The organism is Allobosea sp. TND4EK4, from assembly GCF_900156025.1.
GTDB lineage: Bacteria > Pseudomonadota > Alphaproteobacteria > Rhizobiales > Beijerinckiaceae > Allobosea.
Genome location: NZ_FTMO01000001.1, coordinates 219,052 through 242,023, shown reverse-complemented (window position 1 = coordinate 242,023; position 22,972 = coordinate 219,052). Strand labels below are relative to the sequence as shown.

Sequence of the window (22,972 nt, the reverse complement as noted above, 5' to 3'; positions counted from 1 at the left end):
GCAATGATCTTCCACTGGTACTTTGCGCGAGATGGCACGATCTTCTGCCCAACGACGCCGCCCATCCGAGCGGCAGCCCGAGACGGAGGACATCATGCAGATCAACGGCCTTCACCACGTCACCGCGATTTCCGGCCCCGCGCGCCGCAACCTCGACTTCTACGGTCGGGTTCTGGGGCTGCGCCTTGTCAAGAAGACGGTCAATTTCGACGATCCGGGCACCTATCACCTCTATTACGGCGATGCCGATGCGGCGCCGGGCTCGATCCTGACCTTCTTTCCCTGGGACCAGGCCGCGCCGGGTCGGCTCGGCATCGGCGAGACGCAGGAGACGGTGTTCCGCGTTCCCGAGGGCGCGATCGGTTTCTGGACGCATCGCCTGATCGAGCAGGGCGTGCCGCATGAGGCGCCGGCGAAGCGTTTCGGCGAAAGCGTCCTGAGCTTCCGCGATCCGGACGGGATGCGGCTGGCCCTGGTCGGCGTTCCCGGCGTGGAAAGCGAGCCCTACTGGACCGAAGGCGGCATCGACGCCGAGAACGCGATCCGCGGCTTCCACAGCGTCAGCCTGCTGCTGGCGGATGCGGCGCCGACCGGGGCGATCCTCACCGACGTCTTCGGCTTCGCCGAGGCCGGTCGCGAGGATACGCTGATCCGCTACAAGGTCGAGGGCACCGCCATTGGCGGCATCGTCGATCTCAGGGTGGCGGGGGGCTTCCTGCCGGCGCGCCAGGGCGCGGGCTCGGTGCACCACATCGCCTTCCGCGCCGCCGATGACGCGGCGCAGGAAGGGATGGTACGGCGCCTGGCGGAGAACCATGGCATCCGCACCACGGAACAGCGCGACCGGAACTATTTCCGCTCGGTCTATTTCCGTGAGCCCGGCCATGTCCTGTTCGAGATCGCGACCGACGTACCCGGCTTCGCCGTGGACGAGCCGGCCGCGGAGCTCGGCAAGGCGCTGAAGCTGCCGCCGCAATACGAGGCGCATCGCAAGGAGATCGAGGCCGTGCTGCCCGCACTTGCCTGATCGCCACCTCGGGCCGCCCTGTCGCTTTCGGGGGCAGGGCGGCCTCTCCGCTCGAGAAGGGAGAAAACCATGACGAACACCGTCACCGCCGATTTCATCCATGTCTTCGAACCCGGTGAGGATTCAGCGCGGCCGCCGCTTCTGCTGCTGCACGGCACAGGCGGCGACGAGCGCGACCTGCTGCCGCTCGGCCGGGCCGTCGCGCCGGGCGCGAGCCTGCTCTCGCCGCGCGGCAAGGTGCTGGAAGGCGCGGCTCCGCGCTTCTTTCGCCGGTTGGCGGAAGGCGTCTTCGACGAGGCCGATCTGACGGCCCGCACCCATGAACTCGCCGATTTCGTCGAGGAGGCGCGCGAGCGTCATGGCCTGCCGGCGCCGATCGCGCTCGGCTTCTCGAACGGCGCCAACATCGCCGCGAGCCTGCTGCTGCTGCGACCGGAGGTTCTGGCCGGCGCCGCGCTGCTGAGGGCGATGCCGCCCTTCCGCGAGCCGCCAAGCCCGGATCTGTCCGGCAAGCCGATCCTGCTGCTCTCCGGCCTGATGGACCCGATCATGCCCGCGGCAGCCTCCAACGTGCTGGCAGACGGCTTGGTCGCGCTCGGCGCCGAGGTCGAGCATCGTGCGCTGCCCGCCGGGCACGGGCTGATCCAGGCCGATATCGGGCTGCTCCAGGCCTGGCTTGCGCAACGTTGATCGTGAGACCGGCAGCGCTGGCGCGGCCGGCCTCATTCCGTGGCCGGCTGACGGTGGCCGCGTGAAGCCTCCACAGAAGACGCATCAAGCGCATTGCATCCTGCCCGGCCCGCCACTATAAGCCGGTCCGTCGGAGCGTAGCGCAGCCCGGTTAGCGCACTTGTCTGGGGGACAAGGGGTCGGAGGTTCGAATCCTCTCGCTCCGACCATTCTTTCCAACATCGTCGGACTCTGTGGCCGGTCGCGGCGCGCGGCCTTCTACGCCGTTGTCCGCAGCGGCGCGGGCAGGGAGCCTTGCCCAGCCCTGTCGCTGCGGCGCTTCAACCAGGACTGGCAGACCCGCAGGAGCGGCCGCTCCACGAAGCGATGCGTGGCCAGCGCCACCAGTACGCCGAATCCCACCGCGCAGAGAACATAGGTTTCGAGCGGCAGCGCTCCGCCCACCAGCCGGGTCCAGACCTCGCGGAGCGGCCTGAGCGCGAAGGGGTGGACGAGATAGAGGCTGTAGGAGGCGTCGCCCAGCCCCGCCAGCAGCAGCGCGATGCGCGGTGCCTTTCCGCCGTAGAGCGCCGCTCCCGCGACGACCAGAAGCGCCGGCACGCCCCAGCGCAGGACCGGGGGCCAGCCCGGGGCGTCGTCGAGGCCCGGAAGCCGGACCATCGCCGCGAGCCCGACCGCGACCGCAAGGGCGGCGGCCGGCCCCTTTAGCCGCGCCCCTCTCCGATAGGCGAGAGCCAGCAGGCAGCCGAACAGGAATTCCAGGATGATGCCTTGCGTCCAGAAGGCGAGCTGCACTTGGGCCGGCTGGAACAGTGCTCCGCAGAGCGCCAGTCCCGACAAGATCAGGGCGAGTGCGGTGATGCCCGACCGCAACGGCAGAACCAGCGTCGCGGCGAAGAGAAGGTAGAAGAACATCTCCAGGTTCAGCGTCCAGCCCAGCGCCATCACCGGCCGGATCTCGCCGCCGCGCAGGCTCGGGATGAAGAGATAGGAGGACAGCACATGCTGCCAGTCGCCGATCGGCACGTTGAGGAGCTGCGGGGCGACGAGCGCGCCCGCCAGCAGGAGGGTGGTCAGGAGCCAGTAGAGCGGGGCGATCCGGATGAAGCGGCGCAGCAGGAACTGCCGCGGCGCGCCCGGCTGGCCATAGAGCCCGGCCGAGGTGTAGACCATGATGAAGCCGGAGATGACGAAGAAGATGTCGACGCCCGCCCCGAGCTGAAGCATCGAGAGATCGACCACCGCCCGGCCGACTTTGGGGCCCAGCGCCTCCGTCTCGTGGCCGGCATGAGCCAGCACCACCATCAGCGCCGCGACGGCGCGCAGCGCCTGGATATTCTGGTTCTGGGCGGGGGCGGCCGCGCTCATCGGCGTTCGGCGGCGGAGGTGGTCCGCGGCAGTGCCGCCAGCCCCCAGATCAGGCCGAGCATCAGGTAGAGATGCCGCCAGTGGTCGGTGTCGATCTGCATCCCCTGCAGGATCAGCACGAACAGCACCGACCAGATCGCGATGGCATGCTGCTGCAGCGGACCACGCCGAAACACGAGCCGCCAGCCGACATAGCAGGTCGCCACCATCAGCCCCAGCCAGGCGATGCCGCCGAGCCAGCCATAGGAAGCGAAGGCGTTCACATAGACGTTATGCGGGTCGGCCTGGTTGAAGATCCAGCGGAAGCGCAGCGGCCCGAACCCGTTCGGGTCGTCGAGCAGCATCGGGATGGCCCGCAACTGGTTGCCGAAGCGGCCCGTGACGCCCTGATCGTAATCCTGGTCGAGGCTGGCGCGAACCTCGAAGACCGCGCGGATATTCTCGAAGGACAGCGCGATCAGCAGGGCGGCGACCATGGCAACGAGCGCAGTCACCGCCATTCCCACGATGCGGGCCCGTTGCCGGGCCGTCGGAGCCGTCAGGAAGGACAGCCCGATCATGAGGACCATCGCCCCGACCAGCACACCCCAGCCGCCGCGCGAAAAGGACAGGAACAGACCCGCGAGGGGGACGCTGATCAGAAAAAGCCCGCGCAGGATGCCGGTCCGGCCCGTCAGAACGCGCTGCAGCCCATAGACGATCGGCAGCGCCAGATAGGGCGCCAGCACGTTCGGGTCCTTGAAGGTGCCCGAGCCACGGCCGTACAGCGTGAACAGGTCGCCGAGGCCCGCAATGTCGAAATAGCCCAGGACGGCTGCGCCTCCGGCGACCCAGGCGGCGAAGAGATAGCCCTGCCGCAGCGTCTCCAGCCGCCCGCCCGCATCCTCCGCCATGATGGCGGCCAGAAAGATCGCGGTCAGCATCAGGTAGAGCGAAACCGCCATGAAGCGGACGGAGTCGCCGTCCTCCGTCCAGGGAATCAGCGAGACGAGGCCGCCGATGTTGAACAGCAGCAGCAGCGCCGCCAGCGGAAGCAGTTTCTGGGAGAAGCGGATGCCGGTCAGCGTGTAGACGAACAGCGCCAGCAGGAAGGCGACCTCATAGGGCGAGGGCTCGATCAGCACGATGCCGCTGCACGCACCCAGCAGCCACAAGGTGCCGCGCTTCAGCGCGCCATAGGACAGCAGCAGGGGCCGCCGTTCCGTCCCGCGCTCGCGATGATCGGCGACCGCGCTCAATAGGCGTTCTCGCTCTTGGTCAGCAGCGAGAAGGGCGTCTTCATCAGGATATAGATGTCGAGCAGCACCGACCAGTTCTCGATGTAGTAGAGATCGTGCTCGACGCGGCGCTGGATCTTGTCGTCGGTGTCGGTCTCGCCGCGCCAGCCATTCACCTGCGCCCAGCCGGTGATGCCGGGCTTGACCTTGTGCCGGGCGAAATAGCCGTCGACGACCTGCTCATAGGCGCGGTTCGAGGTCGAGGCGTGGATCGCATGGGGGCGGGGGCCGACCAGCGAGAGATCGCCCTTGAACACCACGTTGAAGAGCTGCGGCAGCTCGTCCAGCGAGGTCTTGCGGATGAAGCGGCCGACGCGAGTGACGCGTGGATCGTCCTTGGTCACCTGCCTGGCGGCCGTATGGTCGGTCATCTCGTGATAGAGCGAGCGGAACTTGAAGACGTCGATCGCCTCGTTGTTGAAGCCGTAGCGCTTCTGCCGGAAGAAGATCGGGCCGCGCGAATCGAGCTTCACCGCGATCGCGACGGCGAGCATGACGGGCGAGAGCGCGATCAGCGCCAGCGTGCCGACGATCTTGTCGAACAGCCATTTCACCACGACGTCCCAATCGGCGATGGGGCGGTCGAACACGTCGAGCACCGGCACGGCGCCGAAATAGGAGTAGGAGCGCGGGCGGAAACGCAGCTTTGACATATGCGCCGAGAGGCGGATGTCGATCGGCAGCACCCAGAGCTTGCGCAGCATGGTCAGGAGCCGCGCCTCCGCCGAGATCGGCAGGGTGAAGATGACGAGGTCGAGCTTGGTGCGCCGCGCGAATTCGACGAGGTCGTCGATCGTGCCGAGCTTGGGGTAGCCGGCCACCAGATCGGGCGAGCGGGTGTCGCCGCGGTCGTCGAAGACGCCGCAGATCCGCAGGCCGGTGTCGTTCTGGGCTTCCAGCGCCTTGATCAGGGCGATGCCCGCCTCGCCGCCGCCGACGATTGCCGTACGACGCTCCAGCCGCCCCGAGCGGGTCAGGCGCAGCACGATCTGGCTCGCGACGAGCCTCTCGGCCAGAAGCGCGACGGCGCCCGTAAGATAGAAGCCGACGAGCCAGCCTCGCGACACCAGATCGCCGATCTTCAGGAAGAAGAACGTTGCCAGCGCGATCAGGAACAGCATCGTCCAGCCGCCGATCAGGCGGATCGCCGTGCTGACATAGTTGCGCAGCGCCCCGACCGGATAAAGCCGCAGTGCCTGGAACAGCGCCAATGCGCCGATCGCCAGCGCGGCCACGGTGAGCTGGTATGTCAGCACCGAGGCGACATGGCCGGCCGCATAGACGGCATAGATCAGGCCTCCCACCGCACAGACCGTCACGGCATCGGCAAGCCGCACCAGCCCCTCGATCATGACGGGCGACAGCGTCGGCTTGACCGGGATCGCCGCGATGCGCTCGGCCAGCGGGTGAAAGCGATGCGTCCGGTTCTCGGCGCCAGCGCCGGAACCCGTCAGCGTCGCGGAGGCGTCATCCGCCTTCAGCATGTCGCGGACGTCGAAAGCAGCCATGACTCGTATCCTCAACCCGGAACGCGGCGTTCTCGGCGCTGCGGTCCCGGTCGCGGGTCTAGCTCAAATTGCTCACGGAACGTTTAACCCGACGCATCGCTGTTTCCGGGGATTCCGCGCTGCCGAAGGCACTCGCGGAATCTTTTTTCGGCGCTGCAAAAGCGGCTTCTCAAAAACCTCGAATTGTCGTGGCCGCCCAATGTCTTGCGTAAGGTTTTCAGGTCGAGATTTTCAAGGTCGTTTTCCGTAAGTGACTGTTTTAAAACGCCTATGCGAGTTGACAAGAAATCGGGCGAGGCGCATATCAGTCCACGATGAGTGTCTGAGAAGCACATTTTCCGCGACCGACCTTCGCCCTAGCCGGCGTTGTTTTTCGTCGCAGTGCCGTTCGCCTCGATTGTGTTGTCGCGAACTTCGATTTCGGACCCGTCTATTTTATCATCTGAAGGATTGCTTGGCTGTCCCTGCGCCGTTCTCGCGGCGTTCAGCGCCGGCTTCGCCCGTGTGCAACATGTCTTTTCATTGGTTGGTTCTGCTCGCGGCCATTGCCGTCGAGATCATCGCGACCGCTGCTCTCAAATCGGTCGTCTCATCATCCTGGCTGGTTGGGGTGCTGCCTCTCCTGCTGATCGGTGTTTCCTTTGCGCTCGTCAGCATCGCGCTGCGCGTCATCCCGATGGCGGTCGCCTATGCGGTGTGGGAGGGGCTCGGCATCGTCGGCATCGCGGCGATCGGCCATGTACTCTTCGGTGAGCATCTGACGCCCGGCCGCCTTCTGGCGCTCGGCGCGATCCTCGCCGGCATCCTGCTGATCGAGGCCGGCGTCGGGGACGGCAAGGTTGCGCGGGACGGCGGGCCGGAGCGGCTGGGCGAGGGGAGGCTGGCGTGACCATCGCCTTCGCGCCCTTCATCCCGTATCTCTGGCTTCTTCTGGCTGTGGCGCTTGAGCTGTCGGGGACCTATTTCCTGAAGCTCTCCAATGGCTTCGTGGTCCGCCGCCATGGCTTTGCCGGCGTGGCGCTGGTCATGGGCGCCTTCGGTGCGCTGGCCCAGGCGATCAAGGGCATGGACCTTTCTGTCGCCTATGCGGTCTGGGGCGGGGTCGGCCTCGTCGCCACTGCGATCATCGGCGCGCTTGCCTTCGGCCAGCGTATCGGTCCCGCCGGATGGCTCGGGATTGCGCTGGTGGTCGCCGGGGTCGTCGGCCTCAAGCTGATGTAGTGGCCTCTCTAGCGGCGGCGCGCCTGCAGCGCGCCCCGATAGGCGGAGAGAACACCGTCGATCATCGTATCGAGCCGGAAGTGCTGCCGTACATTCTCGGCGAGATCGGCAGCCTCACGTTGGCGCTCGGCCTCGGGCCGCGCCAGCATGGCGCGGATCGCATCGGCCAACACGCCGACGTCATCGGCCGGGATCAGGCGATGGCGGTGCTGCGGGCCATAGATCTCGCCGATGCCGCCGACATCGGTCGCGATCAGCGGCTGCGCCGCGGCCGCGGCTTCGAGGATCACGTAAGGCAGCGATTCGGCTCGCGACGGGATCACCATGATGCGCGCCTGCGCCAGGGCTCGCCGGATCGGGCCCGGCGGCTCGAACACGCATTGGTCGGCCACGCCCTGGCTCACCGTCATGCCCCTGAGCAGGGCCTCGTCCGGTCCGGAACCGACGATCAGGATGCGAGGGGCCAGATCGTCGCGCTTCCGCAGGAGGGCGAGTGCCTGGATCAGCGTGTCGACGCCCTTGGCCGCGCGCAGCTCCCCCAGATAGAGCAGGTCGAAGCTTGCATCCGCGTGATCGACGGGCTCGAACTCCGCTTCCGAGATGCCGTTCAGCACCACGCGGTGGTCGGTGCGGGGCATATGCCCGATACAGGCCTCGAAGCGGCCCGCGATGAACCGGCTCTCGAACAGGAACATGTCCGTCGCCGGCTCAAGCAGCCTTTCCACGCCCATGTAGATCCGATGCTCGCGGCTCCCCGGCTTGTAGTTGAAGCTCCCGCCATGGGGCGTATAGGCGGTGACATAGCGGCGGCGCGGCGCGAACAGCGCAGGCACGCGGCCGTAAACCCCGCCCTTCGAGCCGTGGCAGTGCACGACGTCGGGCTCGAGGCGCTTGCGGAGCGATATGGCCTCGTACTGCGCCTTGAGGTCGGTCAGGCTCGGATAGCGTGACATCGGCACCCGCGTGATGCCGAGCGTGAGAGTGCGCGACAGCTCTTGGAAGACGTCGTTCGCCCGCGCTCCGCCCGTCGTCGCGTCGCAGAAGATGCCGACGTCGTGACCGCGCTCGGCCTGGCCGCGGGCGACGTCGAGCACGTGCCGGAACAGTCCGCCGAGCGGTGCCCTGAAGACGTGGAGGATCTTGAGCGGCGGGGCGTTCAACGCGGCATCCTCGGCACGGGCCGGATCAGAACCAGCGTTCCTTGATCACGATCGTGTCGCCGGGCTGGACCGGATAGGTGATCGGCACGGTCGCGGTGACGAGCTGGCCGTCGATCTGGCGCGTGACTTCGGCCGAGTTGCGCTGCCCTCGCGGCGTGAACCCGCCGGCGATGGCGACGGCGGTCTGCACCGTCATGCCGTTGACGAACGGGAACTGGCCGGAGGTCGTGACCTCGCCGAGGACGAAGAACGGGCGGTAGGTGTCGACGTCGACCGCGACCTTCGGCTCGCGCAGATAACCCGCGCGCAGCTTGGCTTCGATCGCTTGGGCGAGTTGCTGGGTCGTGCGCCCGCGTGCCTCGACCGTGTCGATCAACGGCATGGTGATTCGGCCCGAGCCGTCGACCGCATAGATGTTGGAGAGATTGTCCTGCCCGAAGACGATGACGCGCAGCTTGTCGCCGCTGGCGAGCCGATAGGGCCCTGCGGCCTGCTCGAGCGCATAGTCGGACGCCCGGTACTGCGGCGCGCAGGCGCTGACAGCCAGCGCGGCGGCCAAGGCGAGAAGGGCGGGGCGGCGATTCATCACTGGCGAAACCTGTGCGGAACTCGCCCAGAGGGTTAGGTCGATATGGTTAACAAAGGCTTCCGACAACGTTCGGGCACGGCGCAGCGCAGCGCTTAACGCGACGATAACCTTAACACCCTCCAATGCGGGCACGCGCTGCCGTGGCGCGCCGAGTTTTGCGTTGAACGGGTGAGCCATGACCGCTGCAGTCGGGATCGATGCGCGTGACGATGGCGAGAGGCGGGGCGAGATGCTCGACCTCTCGGCGTTGTGGGCCGCGATCAAGCGTCACAAGCTCTGGATTCTCGGGCCGACCCTGGTCGCGCTCGCCCTGTCGTTCGTCGCCGTCAACATCGTCACGCCCCGCTACACGGGCGAGGCGCGCATCCTGCTGGAGAGCCGCAGCAGCTTTTATACGCTGCCGGGCCAGGCAGGAGATGGAGCGGCGCAGTTCGATTCCGAGGCGGTGCAGAGCCAGGTCCAGGTCATCATGTCCCGCGACCTGGCGCGCGAGGCGATCAAACGCATCGGCCTCGTCGGCAATTCCGAGTTCGATTCCGGGGCGGGGGCCCTGAGCACGCTGCGCAAGATCGCCGTCCTCGTTGGCCTGGGCGGTCATCCGGCCGACCGCTCGCCGGAAGAGCGCGTTCTGGAGAAGTACTTCGACCGCTTGCTGGTCTATCCCGTCGGCAGGTCACGCATCGTCTCGATCGAGTTCACCTCGCGCGATCCGGCTCTTGCGGCCAAGGGCGCCAACATCATCGCCGAGACCTATCTGGAGTTCCAGGAGGCGGCGAAGGCGGACAATGCCCGCAGCGCCTCCGCCTGGCTGTCCAGCACCATCGAGCCGCTGCGCAAGCGGGTCGCCGAGGCCGACGCCAAGGTCGAGGCGTTCCGCTCCGCCAACGGCCTCTTCGCCGGCCCCAACAACACCAGTCTCGACTCGCAGCAGCTCTCGGACCTGTCCTCGCAGCTCTCCCAGGCGCGCAGCCAGCAGTCCGAGGCGCAGGCCAAGGCCGGGCTGATCCGCGACGCGATCAAGCAGGGCCGCACCTTCGAGATCCCCGACGTCGCCAACAACGAGCTCGTGCGCCGGCTGATCGAGCAGCGCGTGACCTTGCGCGCGCAGATCGCCGCCGAATCGCGCAGCCTCCTGCCGGGCCATCCGCGCATCAAGGAGCTGAGCGCCCAGCTCGCCGACCTCGAAGGCCAGCTGCGCGCCGCCGCCGAACGCACCGTCCGCACGCTGGAGAACGAGGCCAAGATCGCCGGCCAGCGGGTCGAGAGCTTCCAGGCCGCGCTCGACGGCCAGAAGAAGAACGTCTCCAGCTCCAATGACAGTGAGGTCCAGCTGCGTGCGCTCGAGCGGGAATCGCGCACCTTGCGCGAGCAGCTCGAGCAATACATGCAGCGCTATCGCGAGGCCGTTGCCCGCGACACGCTGAACGCCACGCCCGCCGATGCGCGCATCGTCTCGCGCGCCATCGAGCCGACGGAGCCGTCCTTCCCCAAGAAGGTACCGGTGGTGCTGGTCGCGACGCTCGCCACCTTCCTGATCGCGCTCGCCACCGTCGTGACCCGCGAATTGCTGAACGGCCGCGGCGAACCGCTGCCGAACGCGCCGCGCTGGGTCCCTGTCGGCCCGTCCGGCAGCGACGAGGCCGAGCCGCAGACACCCCGCGCCACGCCAGAGACGCCGCGTCGCGAACGCGTCGCGGGCCTGCTGACCCATACCGGCAGGCTCGGCCAGATCAGCCTCGACCGCGAGCATCCCGATGAAACCCTGGCCGAGATCGCGGAACGCACCCAGGAGCCGAAGCGGGGCATGGCGCCGATCGTCCTAGTGCTCGATGCCGGCGGAGAAGGCGCGACCCGCCCGGTCGATCTCGCCGAGCTGCTGGCCCAGCGCTGCCGCTGCGTCCTGCTCGATCTCGCGGGCGACGACGATCACGGCGAGGCAGGCTTCTCCGAGCTTCTGGCCGGCGAAGCGCTGTTTTCCGACATCATCATGCGTGAGCAGGGCTCGCGGCTGCACAGGATCGGGCCGGGCCGGGCGGGCCGGCAGGCGGTCTTCGCCGCCTCCGATCTGGTCGATGTCGCGCTCGATGCGCTGAGCGAGACCTATGACTGGGTTCTCGTGGCGGCCGCCTCGAACGACGAAAGCGCGATGCTGGAGCCATTGGCCGGGCGCATCCAGGGTGGCCTCGTGATCGGCGGTCATGTCGGCAACGGCCACGCGCTGGAGGCCGCCTATCGCCTCAGCGAACTCACGGCGGCGCCCGTCTCGATCGTCCTCGATGCCGAGCGCGAGGCCGAGCGGCCGCTGCCCAAGGCGGACGAGGAGCCGGTCGAGGCCTGAGAGGGCTACTCGGCTTCGCTCGCCGGGGTTTTCCGGCGCAGCAGCCCGGACAGGCGCTGTGCGAGCCGCAGCGCCAGCGGCGAGGCCTTGATCCTGCGCTTGATGTCGCGCCTCGCGCGCGCCAGCGCCACGAAGATCCGGCCCTTGGCCGTCAGCGGCAGGAAGCTGTCGACGAGATCGTCATGGTCGTCGCAGAAGCTCGTCTTGTAGCGTGCTTCGCCGACGCCGAGGTCGAAGCTGGTGAAGCCTTCATCGCATTTCAGGCGGATCAGTTCGGCGAGGAGCAACTCGCCGGGGCTCGTCTTCACCGTCTCGCTGGCCATGTCGAAGGCGGTGGCCATGCCGGAGAATCGGCCGCCCTGGACCGCGCCGATATAGGTCGAGACGCAGCGGCCAGCGAGGTCGAGCGAGTAGATCTCGAGCGCCGGCTGCTCGCCCAGCGCGCCTTCTATCAGGAAGCGCCGGATCGCGGGCGGCGCGAACGGATCGGGGATGCCCATCAGGCGAAAGCGTTCGGCCTTCTGAGCCAGGAAGGCATCGACAACCTGTTCGATCTCGGCCGGCTTGAGCGCCCGGCGCACCGTGGACGGCCCGAAATCGGCGAAGCGGCTGCGCTTGTTCTTCAGCTTCTTGCGCGAATGGCTGCTCATCGAGCGCTTGAACGTGGCGTCGCCGTCACCGGGAATGAGCGCGAGCTTGTAGGCGCGGCTCGGGCTCGGGCCGGAGGCGATCAGGGCCGGCGGATTGGGCTGGCCCTGCCAGGCGACCGGCTGGTTCACGAAGACCAGCGCGTCGAGCCCGCCGATCGCCGCGCCCACCTCCGCCAGCATGGCACCGGCGAGCGCAGCATCGAAGCGCGCCGCGAGCTCCGGCGCATAGAGGCCCATATGGTAATTGGCATGCTTGCCGCCGATGAATTCGGCGAAGCGGGCCCCGCTGCGCCGCGTGACGACGAGCGGCAGCAAGGCACAGAGCGCCCCAGCCTCGTCGCGCAGCAGCACGTAGCGGAAGATCATGCCCTCCGCCGCGCCGATGGTCTCGACATAGGCGCGCACCCAGCCATAGCTCTGATAGGGCGTGACGAGCGCGCGCATTTCGAGATCGCGCCACGCGGCCTCGAGAGCCACGATATCGGTCTCGACCGAGATCGCGCGCCACGGCTTCGCGGCTGCGGGCGCGGTGCCGTCCTCAACCAGTGCTTCGGTGGTTCGGGCGATGGCCTGCACGTCTCCGTGCGCCTCCTGCGCGGATGCAATGCCGCTCCTTAACCCGGCATTGTGAACGGACCCGCCATGATCCGCGAAACCCGCGGCGCGATCCTTCGACAGCGTTAGCGGCTGGTTTCACGGACGATCCGATGAATGCGCGTCACAAGGCCATTGCTGCTGCCTTCCGCCTGACGGCGGCGACCGGCGCCGACCGCTGGAGCAGGGGCTTTGCGCAGGGCGCGGGCGTGATCCTGACGCTGCATCATGTCCGCCCGGCGGCGCCGTCCGGCTTCGCCCCGAATGCGCTGCTCGAGGTCACGCCGGATTTCCTCGACGCAGCGTTGCGCCTGATCCGCGCCGAGGGCTACGATCTTGTCTCGATCGACGAGGCGATCGGGCGCCTGCGCCGGCCGAAAATGGGCCGCTTCTTCGTCGCGCTGACCTTCGACGACGGCTATCGCGACAATGTCGAGCATGCCTGGCCGGTGCTGGCGAAGCATGGCGTGCCCTGGACCCTGTTCGTCACGCCCGGCTTCGCGGATCGCACCGCCCGGCTCTGGTGGCTGGAACTGGAGGAGGCGATCCGTGCCCTGCCGGAGATCGAACTGAGTCTTCCGGATGGGCCGTTTCGGATGGTGAGCCGGACGGATGCGGAGAAGGCGAGGGCCTTCGGCAGGCTCTACTGGCGTCTGCGCAAAGGGCCGGAAGCGACTCTGCTCGCGGCGATTTCCGATCTGGCCCGGCAGGCCGGCGTCGATGCCGCCGCGCTGGTCGAGCGCGAATGTCTGCCTTGGGAGACGCTGCGCGCGCTGGCTGGCGCGCCTGGCGTCACCATCGGCGCTCACACCATGACGCATCCGATGCTGGCCAAGCACGATGGCGAAATCGCCCGCCGCGAGATCGTCGAAAGCAAGGCCCGGCTCGAAGCGGAGCTGGGCATGCCGATCCGCCATTTCGCCTATCCGGTCGGCGATCCCACCTCCGCCGGTCAGCGGGAATTCGGCCTTGCGCGGGAAGCGGGGTTTGCCAGCGCCGTGACCACGCGCCCGGGCCATCTCTGGCCGGAGCATGCCGGCCACCTTCAGGCCCTGCCGCGCGTCTCGCTCAACGGCCTTCACCAGAACGAGGTCGCGCTGCGGGCGCTGCTGTCGGGATTGCCGTTCTGGCTGAGGAACAGGGGAAATCGGCTGGACGTCGCGTGAGGCGAGCGCGACGTCTCGCGCCCCGCCGCGCCTCAGACCTCGTCCTTGCGCTCCATCCACCTGATCAGAGGCAGCAGCGGCAGCACCCAGGCGAGGCCCAGCACGACATAGGCGACCGTCTGAACCAGCTTCGGCGCCTCGGTGATCCGGCCCTGGGCCAGCGCCATCGCGACCAGCGCATAGACGCAGACGAAGACGAGGATCAGCACGGTCCCGATCAGCTTGCGACTGCGTTGGTTCATGGTGGAATCGATGCTCCAACGATCGCCCGGATCATCGTGCCCGCGTCAGTTCGGACGCGCGACGATCTAGGCTGCGGCATTGCGGGCGTTGTATAGGCCCGCGGGCGGGGACTATCTGTCACCTGCCGAGGCGCTTGTGAAGCGCCCATGCTGTGACCGAAGGCCCCGCTTCCGTGACGATTGCCGCAGAACGACCGAAATCGATCATCCTCCAGGGCGGCCGGCATGCCGGCATCCGCCGCTGGCTCTGGAGCGTCGCGGCGCTGGTCTTCCTGATGGTCGTGGTCGGCGGCGCCACCCGCCTGACGGGCTCCGGTCTCTCGATCACCGAATGGAAGCCGATCACCGGCGCCCTGCCGCCGCTCTCCGGCGCGGCCTGGGCCGAGGAGTTCGCCAAATACAAGGCGAGTCCGCAATATCAGCTGCTCAACGAGGGCATGAGCCTCGGCCAGTTCCAGTTCATCTATTGGTGGGAATGGGGTCACCGCCAGCTCGGCCGCTTCATCGGGCTCGTCTTTCTCGCCGGCTTCCTGGTGGTGGCCTTCAGGCGTCTGCTGCCCGCCCGGCAGACCGTCCTGCTCTTCGGCATGGGGCTTCTGCTGGGCCTGCAGGGTGCTATCGGCTGGATCATGGTCGCCTCCGGCCTGCAGCCCGGCATGGTCGCGGTGGCGCCGGTCAAGCTGACGCTGCATCTCACCTTCGCCGGGCTGTTCTTCGCCTCCGTGATCGCCTTCGCCACGGCGCTGACGCCGCTGCGCCGCGTCGAGCCTGCGCGGGGCAGGGGCATGGCGTGGCTGCTGCTCCTGCTGGTCTTCCTGCAGATCGCGCTCGGCGGGCTCGTCGCCGGTTCGCGCGCGGGCTTTGCCTTCAACACCTGGCCGCTGCTGGATGGCGGCCTGATCCCGCCCGGTTCGCAGCTCTTCGCCCAGACGCCGTTCTGGGAGAACTTCGTCGACAATATCGTGCTGGTGCAGTTCAACCACCGCATCGGCGCTTATGTGTTGTTCGCACTGGCGCTCTGGCATGCGTGGCGGATGCGCGCCTCAGTGCCGGGCTCGGGCAGCGCCAGGCGCGCGACCGCCATCGCCGGACTGGTCCTGGCGCAGTCGGCGCTCGGCATCGTCACGCTGCTCTTGGTCGTGCCGCTCTGGGCGGGCCTCGCCCATCAGGCCCTCGGCTTCGCCGTGCTGGCGATGGCCGTGGTGAATGCGACGCGCACGGAGCAGGCGGCACGGGCCTGAAGAACCGTCATGCTCGGGCCTGACCCGAGCATCTCCCGCAGAAAAAACGTCTTTCCGTCGCCTCGTCCCGAGATTCTCGGGTCGACGCTGTGCGCCGCCCGAGAATAACGCCGCGACTAGGCCAGAGCCTGATCCAGGTCGGCGATCAGGTCCTCGACATCCTCGAGCCCGATCGAGAGCCGCACCACCTGCGGGCCGGCGCCTGAGGCCGCCTTCTGCTCGTCGGTGAGCTGGCGGTGGGTGGTCGAAGCCGGGTGGATGACCAGCGAGCGCGTATCCCCGATATTGGCGAGATGCGAGAACAGCTTCAGCTCCGAGACGAGCTTGACGCCGGCCTCGTAGCCGCCCTTGAGCCCGAAAGTGAAGACCGCGCCCGCGCCCTTCGGCGAATAGCGCTTGGCGAGCTCGTGATACTTGTCGCCCGGCAGGCCGGGGTAGCTGACCCACTCGACGGCCGGATGCTGCGCCAGATGCTGCGCCACCTTCAGCGCGTTTTCGCAGTGCCGCTGCATCCGCAGGGGCAGCGTCTCGATGCCGGTCAGCAGCATGAAGGCGTTGAAGGGGGAGAGAGCGGGCCCCAGATCGCGCAGGCCGAGTACCCGCGTCGCGATGGCGAAGGCGAAATTGCCGAAGGTCTCGCCCAGCACCATACCGTTGTATTCCGGCCGGGGCTTCGACAGCATCGGGTAGCGCTCGTCACCGGCCCAGTTGAACGAGCCGCCATCGACGATCAGCCCTCCGATCGAGTTGCCGTGTCCGCCGAGGAACTTCGTCGCCGAATGCACGACGATGTCGGCTCCGTGCTCGAAAGGCCGGATCAGGTAGGGGCTCGCCATCGTGTTGTCGACGATGAGCGGGATGTTGTGCTTCTTGGCGATCGCGCTGATCGCTGCGATGTCGGTGACGACGCCGCCCGGATTGGCGATGGATTCGATGAAGATCGCCTTGGTCTTGGGCGTGACGGCCGCGGCAAAGGCGTCGATGTCGTCGGAATCGGCCCAGATCACATTCCAGCCGAAGCTCTTGTAGGAATGGTTGAACTGGTTGATCGAGCCGCCATAGAGCTTCCTGGCCGCGACGAACTCGTCCCCCGGCTGGAGCAGGGCGTGGAAGCTCAGGAACTCGGCGGCATGGCCGGACGCCACCGCGAGCGCAGCCGTGCCGCCCTCCAGCGCCGCCACGCGCTCTTCCAGCACAGCATTGGTCGGGTTGCCGATGCGGGTGTAGATGTTGCCGAAGGCCTGCAGCCCGAACAGCGAGGCAGCATGATCGACGTCGTCGAAGACGAAGGACGTCGTCTGGTAGATCGGCGTGGCGCGAGCCCCGGTGGCCGCGTCGGGCGCGGCGCCGGCATGGATGGCGAGCGTGTTGAAGCCGGGCATCCGGTCGGTCATGGCGTTCTCCCTGAAATCTTCTGACGAGACGGTTCGTTCGTTTTAAAGAACGACGCGGGAGGCGTCAATTGAGGCGGATAGCCTCTCTTCGTCAGCGGGGGGGCGATTGGCTTACGCCCCCGGTCCGAAGATCGTCCGCTTCTGGAAGCCCTTGCCGAGCACTGGCTTCTTGGATGACAGGATGCGCGAATTGATGCCCTGCCAGCCGATCTCGCCGGAGAGCCGGCCATATTCGATCTTGGGGCAGCGGTTCATGATGACCGTCACGCCCTTTGCCTCGGCGCGCGCGGCGGCCTCGTCACTGCGCACCGAAAGCTGCATCCAGATCACCTTCGGCAGAGGAGAGAGCGCCAGCGCCTCGTCGGTGATCGGGCCGGCCGCCTCCGAGTTGCGGAAGATCTCGACCATGTCGATCGGGCCGGGAATGTCCTTCAGCGTGGCATAGACGGGCTTGCCGAGGATGCTCTGCCCGGCCAGCCCAGGATTGACGGGCACGACGTCATAGCCGCGCTCGATCAGATACTTCGTCACGATCCAGGACGGCCGCGCCTCGTTGGCGGAGGCACCGACGAGTGCGATCCGTTTGACGGAGGTCATGACCTCTCGGATCAGGCTGTCGGGATAAGAGTCGTGGGACATCAGGTTGAGCTTTGCGGAGATGGGAAGGGCGAGGGCTATAGAGGGGATGGAAACGCGCCGTCATCCCGGACGTAGCGAAGCGGAGATCCGGGATCCATGCCTGAGCCTTACCGATCAAAGTTCAGGCATGGATTCCGGGTCTCCCGGTGGTCGCCCGGGATGACGAGAAGGTTGTGGGCCGCCTTATGCCTCCCACACCGGCGCCCGCTTTTCCATGAAGGCGCCGATGCCTTCCTCGGCGTCGCGCGCCAGCATGTTGTCCACCATCACCGCCGAGGCGTGGTCATAGGCCTGCTGGAGGCCCATTTCGCGCTGCTCGTAGAAGGCGCGCTTGCCCACCTTGACGGTCGCGGGCGACTTCGAGGCGATCACCCCTGCCAGCCGCTGGGCTTCGGCCAGGGCGCCGCCAGCCGGCACGACGCGGTTGACGAGGCCCATCCGCGCCGCCTCCTCCGCCGGCACCATCTCGCCGAGCAGGAGCATCTCCATGGCGTGCTTGGCCGAGAGGTTGCGCGAGAGCGCCACCATCGGCGTCGAACAGAACAGGCCGATATGGACCCCCGGCGTGCAGAACTTGGCGCCGTCACCTGCCACGGCGAGATCGCAGCTCGCGACGAGCTGGCAGCCGGCAGCCGTCGCCGTGCCTTCCACCGCCGCGATCACCGGCTGGGGCAGGGCGGTGATCTGCTGCATCACGGCGGAGCACAGGCCGAGAATCGCCTTGAAATAGGCCCGGCCGCGGTCCTCGTCGCCACGATGCGCCGTCATTTCCTTGAGGTCGTGCCCGGCACTGAACACCGGACCCGAGGACGCCAGCACGACGGCCTTCACTGAGTGGTCTTCCGCGACCGCCGAGAAGGTCTCGCTGAGCGCCATCAGCGTCGCCTCGCTCAGCGGGTTGCGCACCTGCGGACGATTCAGCGTCAGGGTCGCGATGCCGTTGTGGTCGCTGCGCATGAGCGGCGCTGAATCCGGCGTCTGATGGGCGTTCATCGATCTCCCTTTCGGCATTTTGGCATATTGTCGGGCTGCAGCCGCCATGCTGCAAGAGGAGCAACTCTTCACAAGCCTTCGGTTTCCGCATGACGACCGCCCAGCCGATCCGCATGAGCGCCGCGCAGATCGAGGCCTTCCTCGACGAGGTCTTTCCCCAGCTTCACCATGGCGGGCGGACCTATTTCGTCGAGGAGGTCGGCCCGATGACGGCGAGGATGCGCTGTGACTATCATGAGCGCCATCTGCGCCCGGGCGGCACCATCTCCGGCCCGACCATGATGGCGCTGGCTGATCTCGCGCTCTATGCGGCGATTCTCGGTCAGATCGGCCCCGTCGCGCTCGCCGTGACGACGAGCCTCAATGTCAACTTCCTGCGCAAGCCCGGGCAGGCGGCCCTGATCGGGCAGGCCAGGCTGCTCAAGCTCGGCAAGCGCCTCGCTGTCGGCGAGGTCAGCCTCTATTCGCAGGGCGATCCGGAGATGGTCTGTCACGCGACGGGCACCTACTCGATCCCGGCGGATCGCTGAGCCCTTCACTCCGCCTGCGCGGCGGCTTCCCGGCAAATACGGTATTATGATACCGTTTCAATCAGTCGATTGAAAAATAGACGTTTTCTGCGCTGCCGCGCGAAATGGAACGCTTGACAGCCGGCCTTCCCCCTTCTATCCCGACGCCACACCGCCGCCGGCCTCCGGCGGCTTGTCCTTTTTCTAGACTTCCAACCGAAGGGTGCCGCGATGAAGACCGTCTCGCTCAAGCCCGCCGATGTCGAAAAGAAGTGGGTTGTGATCGACGCCTCCGGGCTCGTCGTCGGCCGTCTCGCCTCCGTGGTGGCGATGCGTCTGCGCGGCAAGCACAAGGCCGCCTACACCCCCCATGTCGACTGCGGCGACAATGTCATCGTGATCAACGCCGAGAAGGTTTCCTTCACCGGCCGCAAGCGCGAGCAGAAGAACTACTATCACCACACGGGCTTCCCGGGTGGCATCAAGGAGCGTTCGGCCAAGTTCATCCTGGAAGGCCGCTTCCCTGAGCGTATCGTCGAGAAGGCCGTGGAGCGCATGCTGCCGCGTGGCCCGCTCTTCCGCCAGATCCTCGGCAATCTGCGCGTCTACAAGGGCGGCGAGCATCCGCATGCCGCCCAGTCGCCGGAGGCGCTCGACGTCGCCGCGCTCAACAGCAAGAACAAGAGGGTCTGACCATGGCCGAGGTTCTTCAGTCTCTCTCCCAGCTCGGCGATGTCGCCAAGCCGGAGCAGCCCGCCGCTCCCGTGCATGTCAAGAAGGTCGATGCGCAGGGCCGCGCCTATGCCACTGGCAAGCGCAAGAACGCCATCGCCCGCGTCTGGATCAAGCCCGGCTCCGGCAAGGTCACGGTCAATGGCCGCGACCAGGAGGTCTATTTCGCCCGCCCTGTGCTGCGTCTTGTCCTCAAGCAGCCGCTCCAGCTGGTCGATCGCGTCACGCAGTATGACGTCGTCGTCTCGGTCAAGGGCGGCGGTCTCTCCGGCCAGGCTGGCGCGGTGCGCCACGGCATCTCCAAGGCACTGACCTTCTACGAGCCGGAGCTTCGCGGCCCGCTCAAGAAGGAAGGCTTCCTGACCCGCGACTCGCGCGTCGTCGAGCGCAAGAAGTTCGGCAAGGCCAAGGCCCGCCGCAGCTTCCAGTTCTCGAAGCGCTGATCGTTCCGGTCATTCCGATATGGGGAGGGCGGCTCGCAAGAGCCGCCCTTTTCGTTTGTCCGGCTCCGTGCTGTTCTTCGCCTCCAGCCTGAGGAGCCGCCATGACCCGTCCCGTCCTTCTCGTTACCGGTGGCAGCCGCGGCATCGGTGCGGCCATCTGCACCATGGCCGCCGCGCGCGGCTATGACGTCGCGGTCAACTACCAGAGCAACGCGGCCGCCGCGGCCGAGGTGGTGAAAGCCTGCGAGGCTGCCGGCGCGAAGGCCGTTGCGCTTCAGGGCGACATGTCCCGGCAGGGCGATATCGAGCGGGTCTTCGCCGAGGCCGCTGCGGCGCTGGGCCCGCTGACGCAAATCGTCGTCAACGCCGGCATCACCGGCCCCGCGAGCCGGCTGGCGGAGGCCGATCCGGAGGTGATCCGCCTCTGCATCGACGTCAACGTCACGGGCGCCATCCTCGTGGCGCGCGAGGCGGCCCGCGCCCTCCTGGGCAACGGGTCGGCGCCGAACCGGTCCATCGTCACCATCTCCTCCATCGCCGCGGGCCTCGGCGCACCCGACGAGTTCGTCTGGTATGCGGCCTCCAAGGGCGCGATCGATTCCCTCACGCTCGGCATGGCCAGGGAGCTGGCGCCCGCCGGCATCCGGGTGAATGCGGTGGCGCCGGGCATGACCGAGACCGAGATCCATGCCCTGTCGTCGGGCCAGCCCGGCCGCGTCGCCCGCATCGCGCCCTCGATCCCGCTCAGGCGCGCCGCCCAGCCCGAGGAGATCGCCGAGGTGGTGCTCTTCGCGATGTCGGAGGCTGCCTCCTATGTCGTCGGCTCGGTCCTGCGGGTGGGTGGCGGGCGATAGCCTTTGCCGACATGCCACGATCGCCGCAAGCGGCGATTGCCCTCAGGCGCGCGGCGGGTATAGCTCCGCCCCGCAGCCTTGCAGCAGGTACGTGAGCGAAGCGATGGCCGGATGGCTCTATCAGATCCCCTCGACCGTGCTGATCAGCCTGGCGGTGATGCTGGCAGTCGGGATCTGCGTGGCCGCGCCTTGGGTCGCGCATCGCGTGTTTCGGCTGAAGCCGAACCCGGAGTGGTCTTCGGCCGCGCTCGATGCGTTCAAGCTGATCGGCCCCCTCACCGGCATCTTCACCGCCTTCCTGCTGCTGCAATCGGTCAACCGGCTGCATGAGGCACGCCGGCTGGTGGAGAGCCAAGCGATGAACCTGCTGCAGCTCGACCGCGCGCTGGGCCGCATCGACTCCGCCGAGGCCGTCCACGCCCGCGCGGCGGTCCGTGATTACGCCCGCATCCTGGTCGATCGTGGCTGGCCGGCGATGCGCGCCCAAAGGCCGAGCCCCGAGGTCGGCACGGCTTTGAGCACGCTGTCGGGCCGCGTCGATGCGCTCGCGAAAACCCTGACGCAAGTCCCGGCGGCAGAGCGCAGTCCGCTCGAACTGATTTCGGCCGACCTCGAAGCCGTGGGCGATGTCCAGTCGCAGATCGAGGCGTCGGCGGCGGGCGGTCTGCCAGACACCTTCTGGCTCGCCGTGATCCTGCTTCTGCTCCTGATGACGGCCGAGGCGGCGATGATCGCGCCGCGCTGGGCCGTGATCCTGCCACTGGCCGGGTATTCCGGGGCCATCGGTCTCCTGATCGGTCTCCTGTTCGTGATGGACCGGCCCTTCCTCGGCGACCAAAGTGCGGACCCGTCACCGATCGAACGCAGCATCGCCACGCTCGATCTGCGTGCGCAGCTCTTGTCCCGGCCGCTGCAGGTGCGGCCGTGAGACATCCTTGCAACCGCCCGGACCTCGACACATGCGTATCCTGCTCACCCTCATCGCCTTCGGCATGATCGCCGCCCCGGCCCTGATGATGCTGGCGCGGGATGATCTGCCGCGTGGCCGGCGCATCCTGCGCGCGCTGCTGATCTTCTGCGCGCCGGCTCTCATGCTGGGCTTCATCCAGAGCGTGCCGGAGCTGGACGGGCGCGCGCTCAGCCATCCCAATGCCTGGGCGCTGGCGCGGGTTGCGCTCACCGGCGCCTCGCTGATCCTGCCCTGGTGCCTTTATGTCTGGCTGATGGGGCCGCGCCGGTGAGGAGCGGAGCGTCCCGATGACCGGGCAGCCGGCCCGGGTTCGATCGACCACGCCTTCACGGGCGAGCGCCGCGGGGCGCGGTCGACCCTGGTGCGGCACCACATCCAGGCGCTGGCGCTGAAGAAGGCCCGTTGAATCGGACCCGTGGCGGAAAGGCACGGATTTGATGGCCATCCGCGCAGGCTCGCCCTGGTCGGTCGACAGAGCGCCCGTCCCATCGGGCGCCGCTCATCCGTCACGGGAGAAGTGGCGCCGCAGCAGCTGGGCGAAGTGCTTCGTCGTTGGCGAACGCTCCGGCTCGCGAGCGTGCAGGAACAGGGCGACCTTGCCCAGCGCCGGAAGGGCCGCGGCGTCCGGCACAGGTCGCAGATCATCGCAGATCAGGTCGCTCGCGAGCGGCGCGATGCCCAGCCCCGCGGTGAGCGCCGCCTTCAGGCCGCCCAGGCTCGGCGTCGTATAGCTGACGATCCAGTCCGCGCCGGCGGCCTGCAAGGCCGACAGCGCGAGATCGCGGTAGGCGCACGGGTCGGGAAACAGCACCAGCCGCAAAGGACTTGCCGGCACGGCTTTGCGTCCGGCGACCCAGGCGACGTCGTGTCTTGCAAGCAGCTCGCCCTCGCCATTGTCGGCCGGCCGCTTGGTCAGGGCGAAATCGAGGCCGCCATCGGCGACCATTGCCAGCAGGGACCGGCTGCTGGCGACATCGACGCGCAGCTCGACCGCCGGATGTGACTGTGCAAACGCCGCCAGCAGCGCCGTGAACCCGCGCCCGCTCGCGAAGTCGTCCGACATGCCGAGCCTGACGATCCCGGCCAGCGGCCTTTCGGCCAGGCGAAAGGCCGCCGCCTCATGCAGGCGCAGGATCGCGCGGGCGTCCTCCGCGAAACGTTCCCCGGCCGCCGTCGCGGCGACGCTGCCGCCGCGACGGCGCGCGATCAGGCGATGGCCCGCCTGCGCCTCCAGCCGGCGCAGATGGCCGCTGACGGTCGATTGGGTGGCGTTCAGCTGGCGGCCCGCATGGGTGAACCCGCCCAGGTCGAGAACGGCCAGGAAACTGCGCAGCAGGACAGGATCGAACATGTCGCTGATTATCGCA

At 67.6% G+C, this 22,972-nt stretch carries 24 protein-coding genes and 1 tRNA gene; 14 read left to right on the top strand and 11 right to left on the bottom strand.

The window, feature by feature from the left end:
- Nucleotides 1–94: 94 nt before the first annotated feature.
- The 3 genes from BW981_RS01115 to BW981_RS01105 all read left to right on the top strand — a co-directional run bounded on the left by BW981_RS01115 (nt 95) and on the right by BW981_RS01105 (nt 1,926).
- Nucleotides 95–1,027, top strand: coding sequence for a ring-cleaving dioxygenase (locus BW981_RS01115; protein WP_076435457.1), 933 nt, complete (start codon nt 95–97; stop codon nt 1,025–1,027).
- Nucleotides 1,028–1,096: 69 nt separating this feature from the next.
- Entirely contained in the window at nt 1,097–1,717 is a 621-nt protein-coding gene (locus tag BW981_RS01110; protein ID WP_076435454.1) for an alpha/beta hydrolase, read from the top strand.
- 131 nt (nt 1,718–1,848) lie between these two features.
- Nucleotides 1,849–1,926: transfer RNA gene (locus BW981_RS01105), tRNA-Pro, on the top strand.
- 49 nt (nt 1,927–1,975) lie between these two features.
- On the opposite strand, the gene BW981_RS01100 is transcribed toward BW981_RS01105, so the two are convergent.
- Genes BW981_RS01100 through BW981_RS01090 form a run of 3 tightly spaced genes read right to left on the bottom strand, consistent with a single transcriptional unit; the run spans nt 1,976 to nt 5,870 of the window.
- Entirely contained in the window at nt 1,976–3,085 is a 1,110-nt protein-coding gene (locus BW981_RS01100; protein WP_076435452.1) for an acyltransferase family protein, read from the bottom strand.
- Complete coding sequence (locus BW981_RS01095; RefSeq protein ID WP_076435449.1) at nt 3,082–4,323, bottom strand: O-antigen ligase family protein; 1,242 nt, start codon at nt 4,321–4,323, stop codon at nt 3,082–3,084. Before BW981_RS01095 ends, BW981_RS01100 begins: the two co-directional genes overlap by 4 nt.
- Nucleotides 4,320–5,870, bottom strand: coding sequence for an undecaprenyl-phosphate glucose phosphotransferase (locus BW981_RS01090; RefSeq protein WP_076435446.1), 1,551 nt, complete (start codon nt 5,868–5,870; stop codon nt 4,320–4,322). Before BW981_RS01090 ends, BW981_RS01095 begins: the two co-directional genes overlap by 4 nt.
- A gap of 511 nt (nt 5,871–6,381) precedes the next feature.
- Here BW981_RS01090 and BW981_RS01085 point away from each other — a divergent pair.
- Complete coding sequence (locus BW981_RS01085) at nt 6,382–6,759, top strand: DMT family transporter (protein WP_083712083.1); 378 nt, start codon at nt 6,382–6,384, stop codon at nt 6,757–6,759.
- Nucleotides 6,756–7,091 (top strand): SMR family transporter, encoded by a 336-nt coding sequence (locus BW981_RS01080; RefSeq protein ID WP_280174168.1) that lies wholly within the window; start codon nt 6,756–6,758, stop codon nt 7,089–7,091. The genes BW981_RS01085 and BW981_RS01080 overlap by 4 nt, the downstream gene beginning before the upstream one ends.
- Nucleotides 7,092–7,099: 8 nt before the next feature.
- On the opposite strand, the gene BW981_RS01075 is transcribed toward BW981_RS01080, so the two are convergent.
- The gene (locus BW981_RS01075) at nt 7,100–8,251 is read right to left on the bottom strand and encodes a glycosyltransferase (RefSeq protein ID WP_076435441.1); all 1,152 of its coding nucleotides are present in this window, start codon (nt 8,249–8,251) and stop codon (nt 7,100–7,102) included.
- Nucleotides 8,252–8,276: 25 nt separating this feature from the next.
- Entirely contained in the window at nt 8,277–8,837 is a 561-nt protein-coding gene (locus BW981_RS01070; protein WP_076435439.1) for a polysaccharide biosynthesis/export family protein, read from the bottom strand.
- A gap of 178 nt (nt 8,838–9,015) precedes the next feature.
- On the opposite strand from BW981_RS01070, the gene BW981_RS01065 reads away from it, so the two are divergent.
- Nucleotides 9,016–11,178, top strand: a complete 2,163-nt coding sequence (locus BW981_RS01065) for a GumC family protein (protein ID WP_076435437.1) — start codon at nt 9,016–9,018, stop codon at nt 11,176–11,178.
- A 5-nt stretch (nt 11,179–11,183) separates the two neighbouring features.
- Here BW981_RS01065 and BW981_RS01060 read toward each other — a convergent pair whose 3' ends face one another.
- Complete coding sequence (locus BW981_RS01060) at nt 11,184–12,404, bottom strand: GNAT family N-acetyltransferase (protein WP_083712082.1); 1,221 nt, start codon at nt 12,402–12,404, stop codon at nt 11,184–11,186.
- A gap of 131 nt (nt 12,405–12,535) precedes the next feature.
- On the opposite strand from BW981_RS01060, the gene BW981_RS01055 reads away from it, so the two are divergent.
- A complete protein-coding gene (locus tag BW981_RS01055; protein ID WP_076435434.1) occupies nt 12,536–13,588 on the top strand; it encodes a polysaccharide deacetylase family protein in 1,053 nt (350 codons plus the stop codon).
- Nucleotides 13,589–13,620: 32 nt separating this feature from the next.
- Here BW981_RS01055 and BW981_RS01050 read toward each other — a convergent pair whose 3' ends face one another.
- On the bottom strand, nt 13,621–13,830 hold the full coding sequence (locus tag BW981_RS01050; RefSeq protein WP_076435433.1) for a DUF2842 domain-containing protein: 210 nt from the start codon (nt 13,828–13,830) through the stop codon (nt 13,621–13,623).
- Nucleotides 13,831–14,003: 173 nt separating this feature from the next.
- Between BW981_RS01050 and BW981_RS01045 the strand changes: the two genes are divergently transcribed.
- Nucleotides 14,004–15,071 (top strand): COX15/CtaA family protein, encoded by a 1,068-nt coding sequence (locus BW981_RS01045; RefSeq protein WP_076436693.1) that lies wholly within the window; start codon nt 14,004–14,006, stop codon nt 15,069–15,071.
- A 116-nt stretch (nt 15,072–15,187) separates the two neighbouring features.
- On the opposite strand, the gene BW981_RS01040 is transcribed toward BW981_RS01045, so the two are convergent.
- From BW981_RS01040 to BW981_RS01030, 3 genes are all read right to left on the bottom strand, one after another.
- The gene (locus BW981_RS01040; protein ID WP_076435431.1) at nt 15,188–16,465 is read right to left on the bottom strand and encodes an O-acetylhomoserine aminocarboxypropyltransferase; all 1,278 of its coding nucleotides are present in this window, start codon (nt 16,463–16,465) and stop codon (nt 15,188–15,190) included.
- Nucleotides 16,466–16,576: 111 nt separating this feature from the next.
- Nucleotides 16,577–17,104: a CoA-binding protein gene (locus BW981_RS01035; protein ID WP_076435430.1), complete on the bottom strand. Its 528-nt coding sequence runs from the start codon at nt 17,102–17,104 to the stop codon at nt 16,577–16,579.
- Between the two features lie 183 nt (nt 17,105–17,287).
- A complete protein-coding gene (locus BW981_RS01030) occupies nt 17,288–18,097 on the bottom strand; it encodes an enoyl-CoA hydratase (RefSeq protein WP_076435428.1) in 810 nt (269 codons plus the stop codon).
- Nucleotides 18,098–18,186: 89 nt separating this feature from the next.
- On the opposite strand from BW981_RS01030, the gene BW981_RS01025 reads away from it, so the two are divergent.
- The 6 genes from BW981_RS01025 (at nt 18,187) to BW981_RS01000 (ending at nt 21,876) form a co-directional block, all read left to right on the top strand.
- Nucleotides 18,187–18,627 carry a PaaI family thioesterase gene (locus BW981_RS01025; protein WP_076435426.1) on the top strand — a complete coding sequence of 147 codons (441 nt, stop codon included), beginning with the start codon at nt 18,187–18,189 and terminating at the stop codon, nt 18,625–18,627.
- A 210-nt stretch (nt 18,628–18,837) separates the two neighbouring features.
- Nucleotides 18,838–19,299: a 50S ribosomal protein L13 gene (gene rplM / locus BW981_RS01020; protein ID WP_076435424.1), complete on the top strand. Its 462-nt coding sequence runs from the start codon at nt 18,838–18,840 to the stop codon at nt 19,297–19,299.
- Between the two features lie 2 nt (nt 19,300–19,301).
- Nucleotides 19,302–19,781 carry a 30S ribosomal protein S9 gene (gene rpsI, locus BW981_RS01015; protein ID WP_076435423.1) on the top strand — a complete coding sequence of 160 codons (480 nt, stop codon included), beginning with the start codon at nt 19,302–19,304 and terminating at the stop codon, nt 19,779–19,781.
- Nucleotides 19,782–19,882: 101 nt separating this feature from the next.
- Nucleotides 19,883–20,635 (top strand): SDR family oxidoreductase, encoded by a 753-nt coding sequence (locus tag BW981_RS01010; RefSeq protein ID WP_076435421.1) that lies wholly within the window; start codon nt 19,883–19,885, stop codon nt 20,633–20,635.
- On the top strand, nt 20,595–21,563 hold the full coding sequence (locus BW981_RS01005) for a bestrophin-like domain (protein ID WP_139333570.1): 969 nt from the start codon (nt 20,595–20,597) through the stop codon (nt 21,561–21,563). The genes BW981_RS01010 and BW981_RS01005 overlap by 41 nt, the downstream gene beginning before the upstream one ends.
- 31 nt (nt 21,564–21,594) lie before the next feature.
- On the top strand, nt 21,595–21,876 hold the full coding sequence (locus tag BW981_RS01000) for a hypothetical protein (RefSeq protein WP_076435417.1): 282 nt from the start codon (nt 21,595–21,597) through the stop codon (nt 21,874–21,876).
- Between the two features lie 228 nt (nt 21,877–22,104).
- On the opposite strand, the gene BW981_RS00995 is transcribed toward BW981_RS01000, so the two are convergent.
- Nucleotides 22,105–22,956, bottom strand: coding sequence for a LysR family transcriptional regulator (locus tag BW981_RS00995; protein WP_076435416.1), 852 nt, complete (start codon nt 22,954–22,956; stop codon nt 22,105–22,107).
- Between the last annotated feature and the right edge of the window lie 16 nt (nt 22,957–22,972).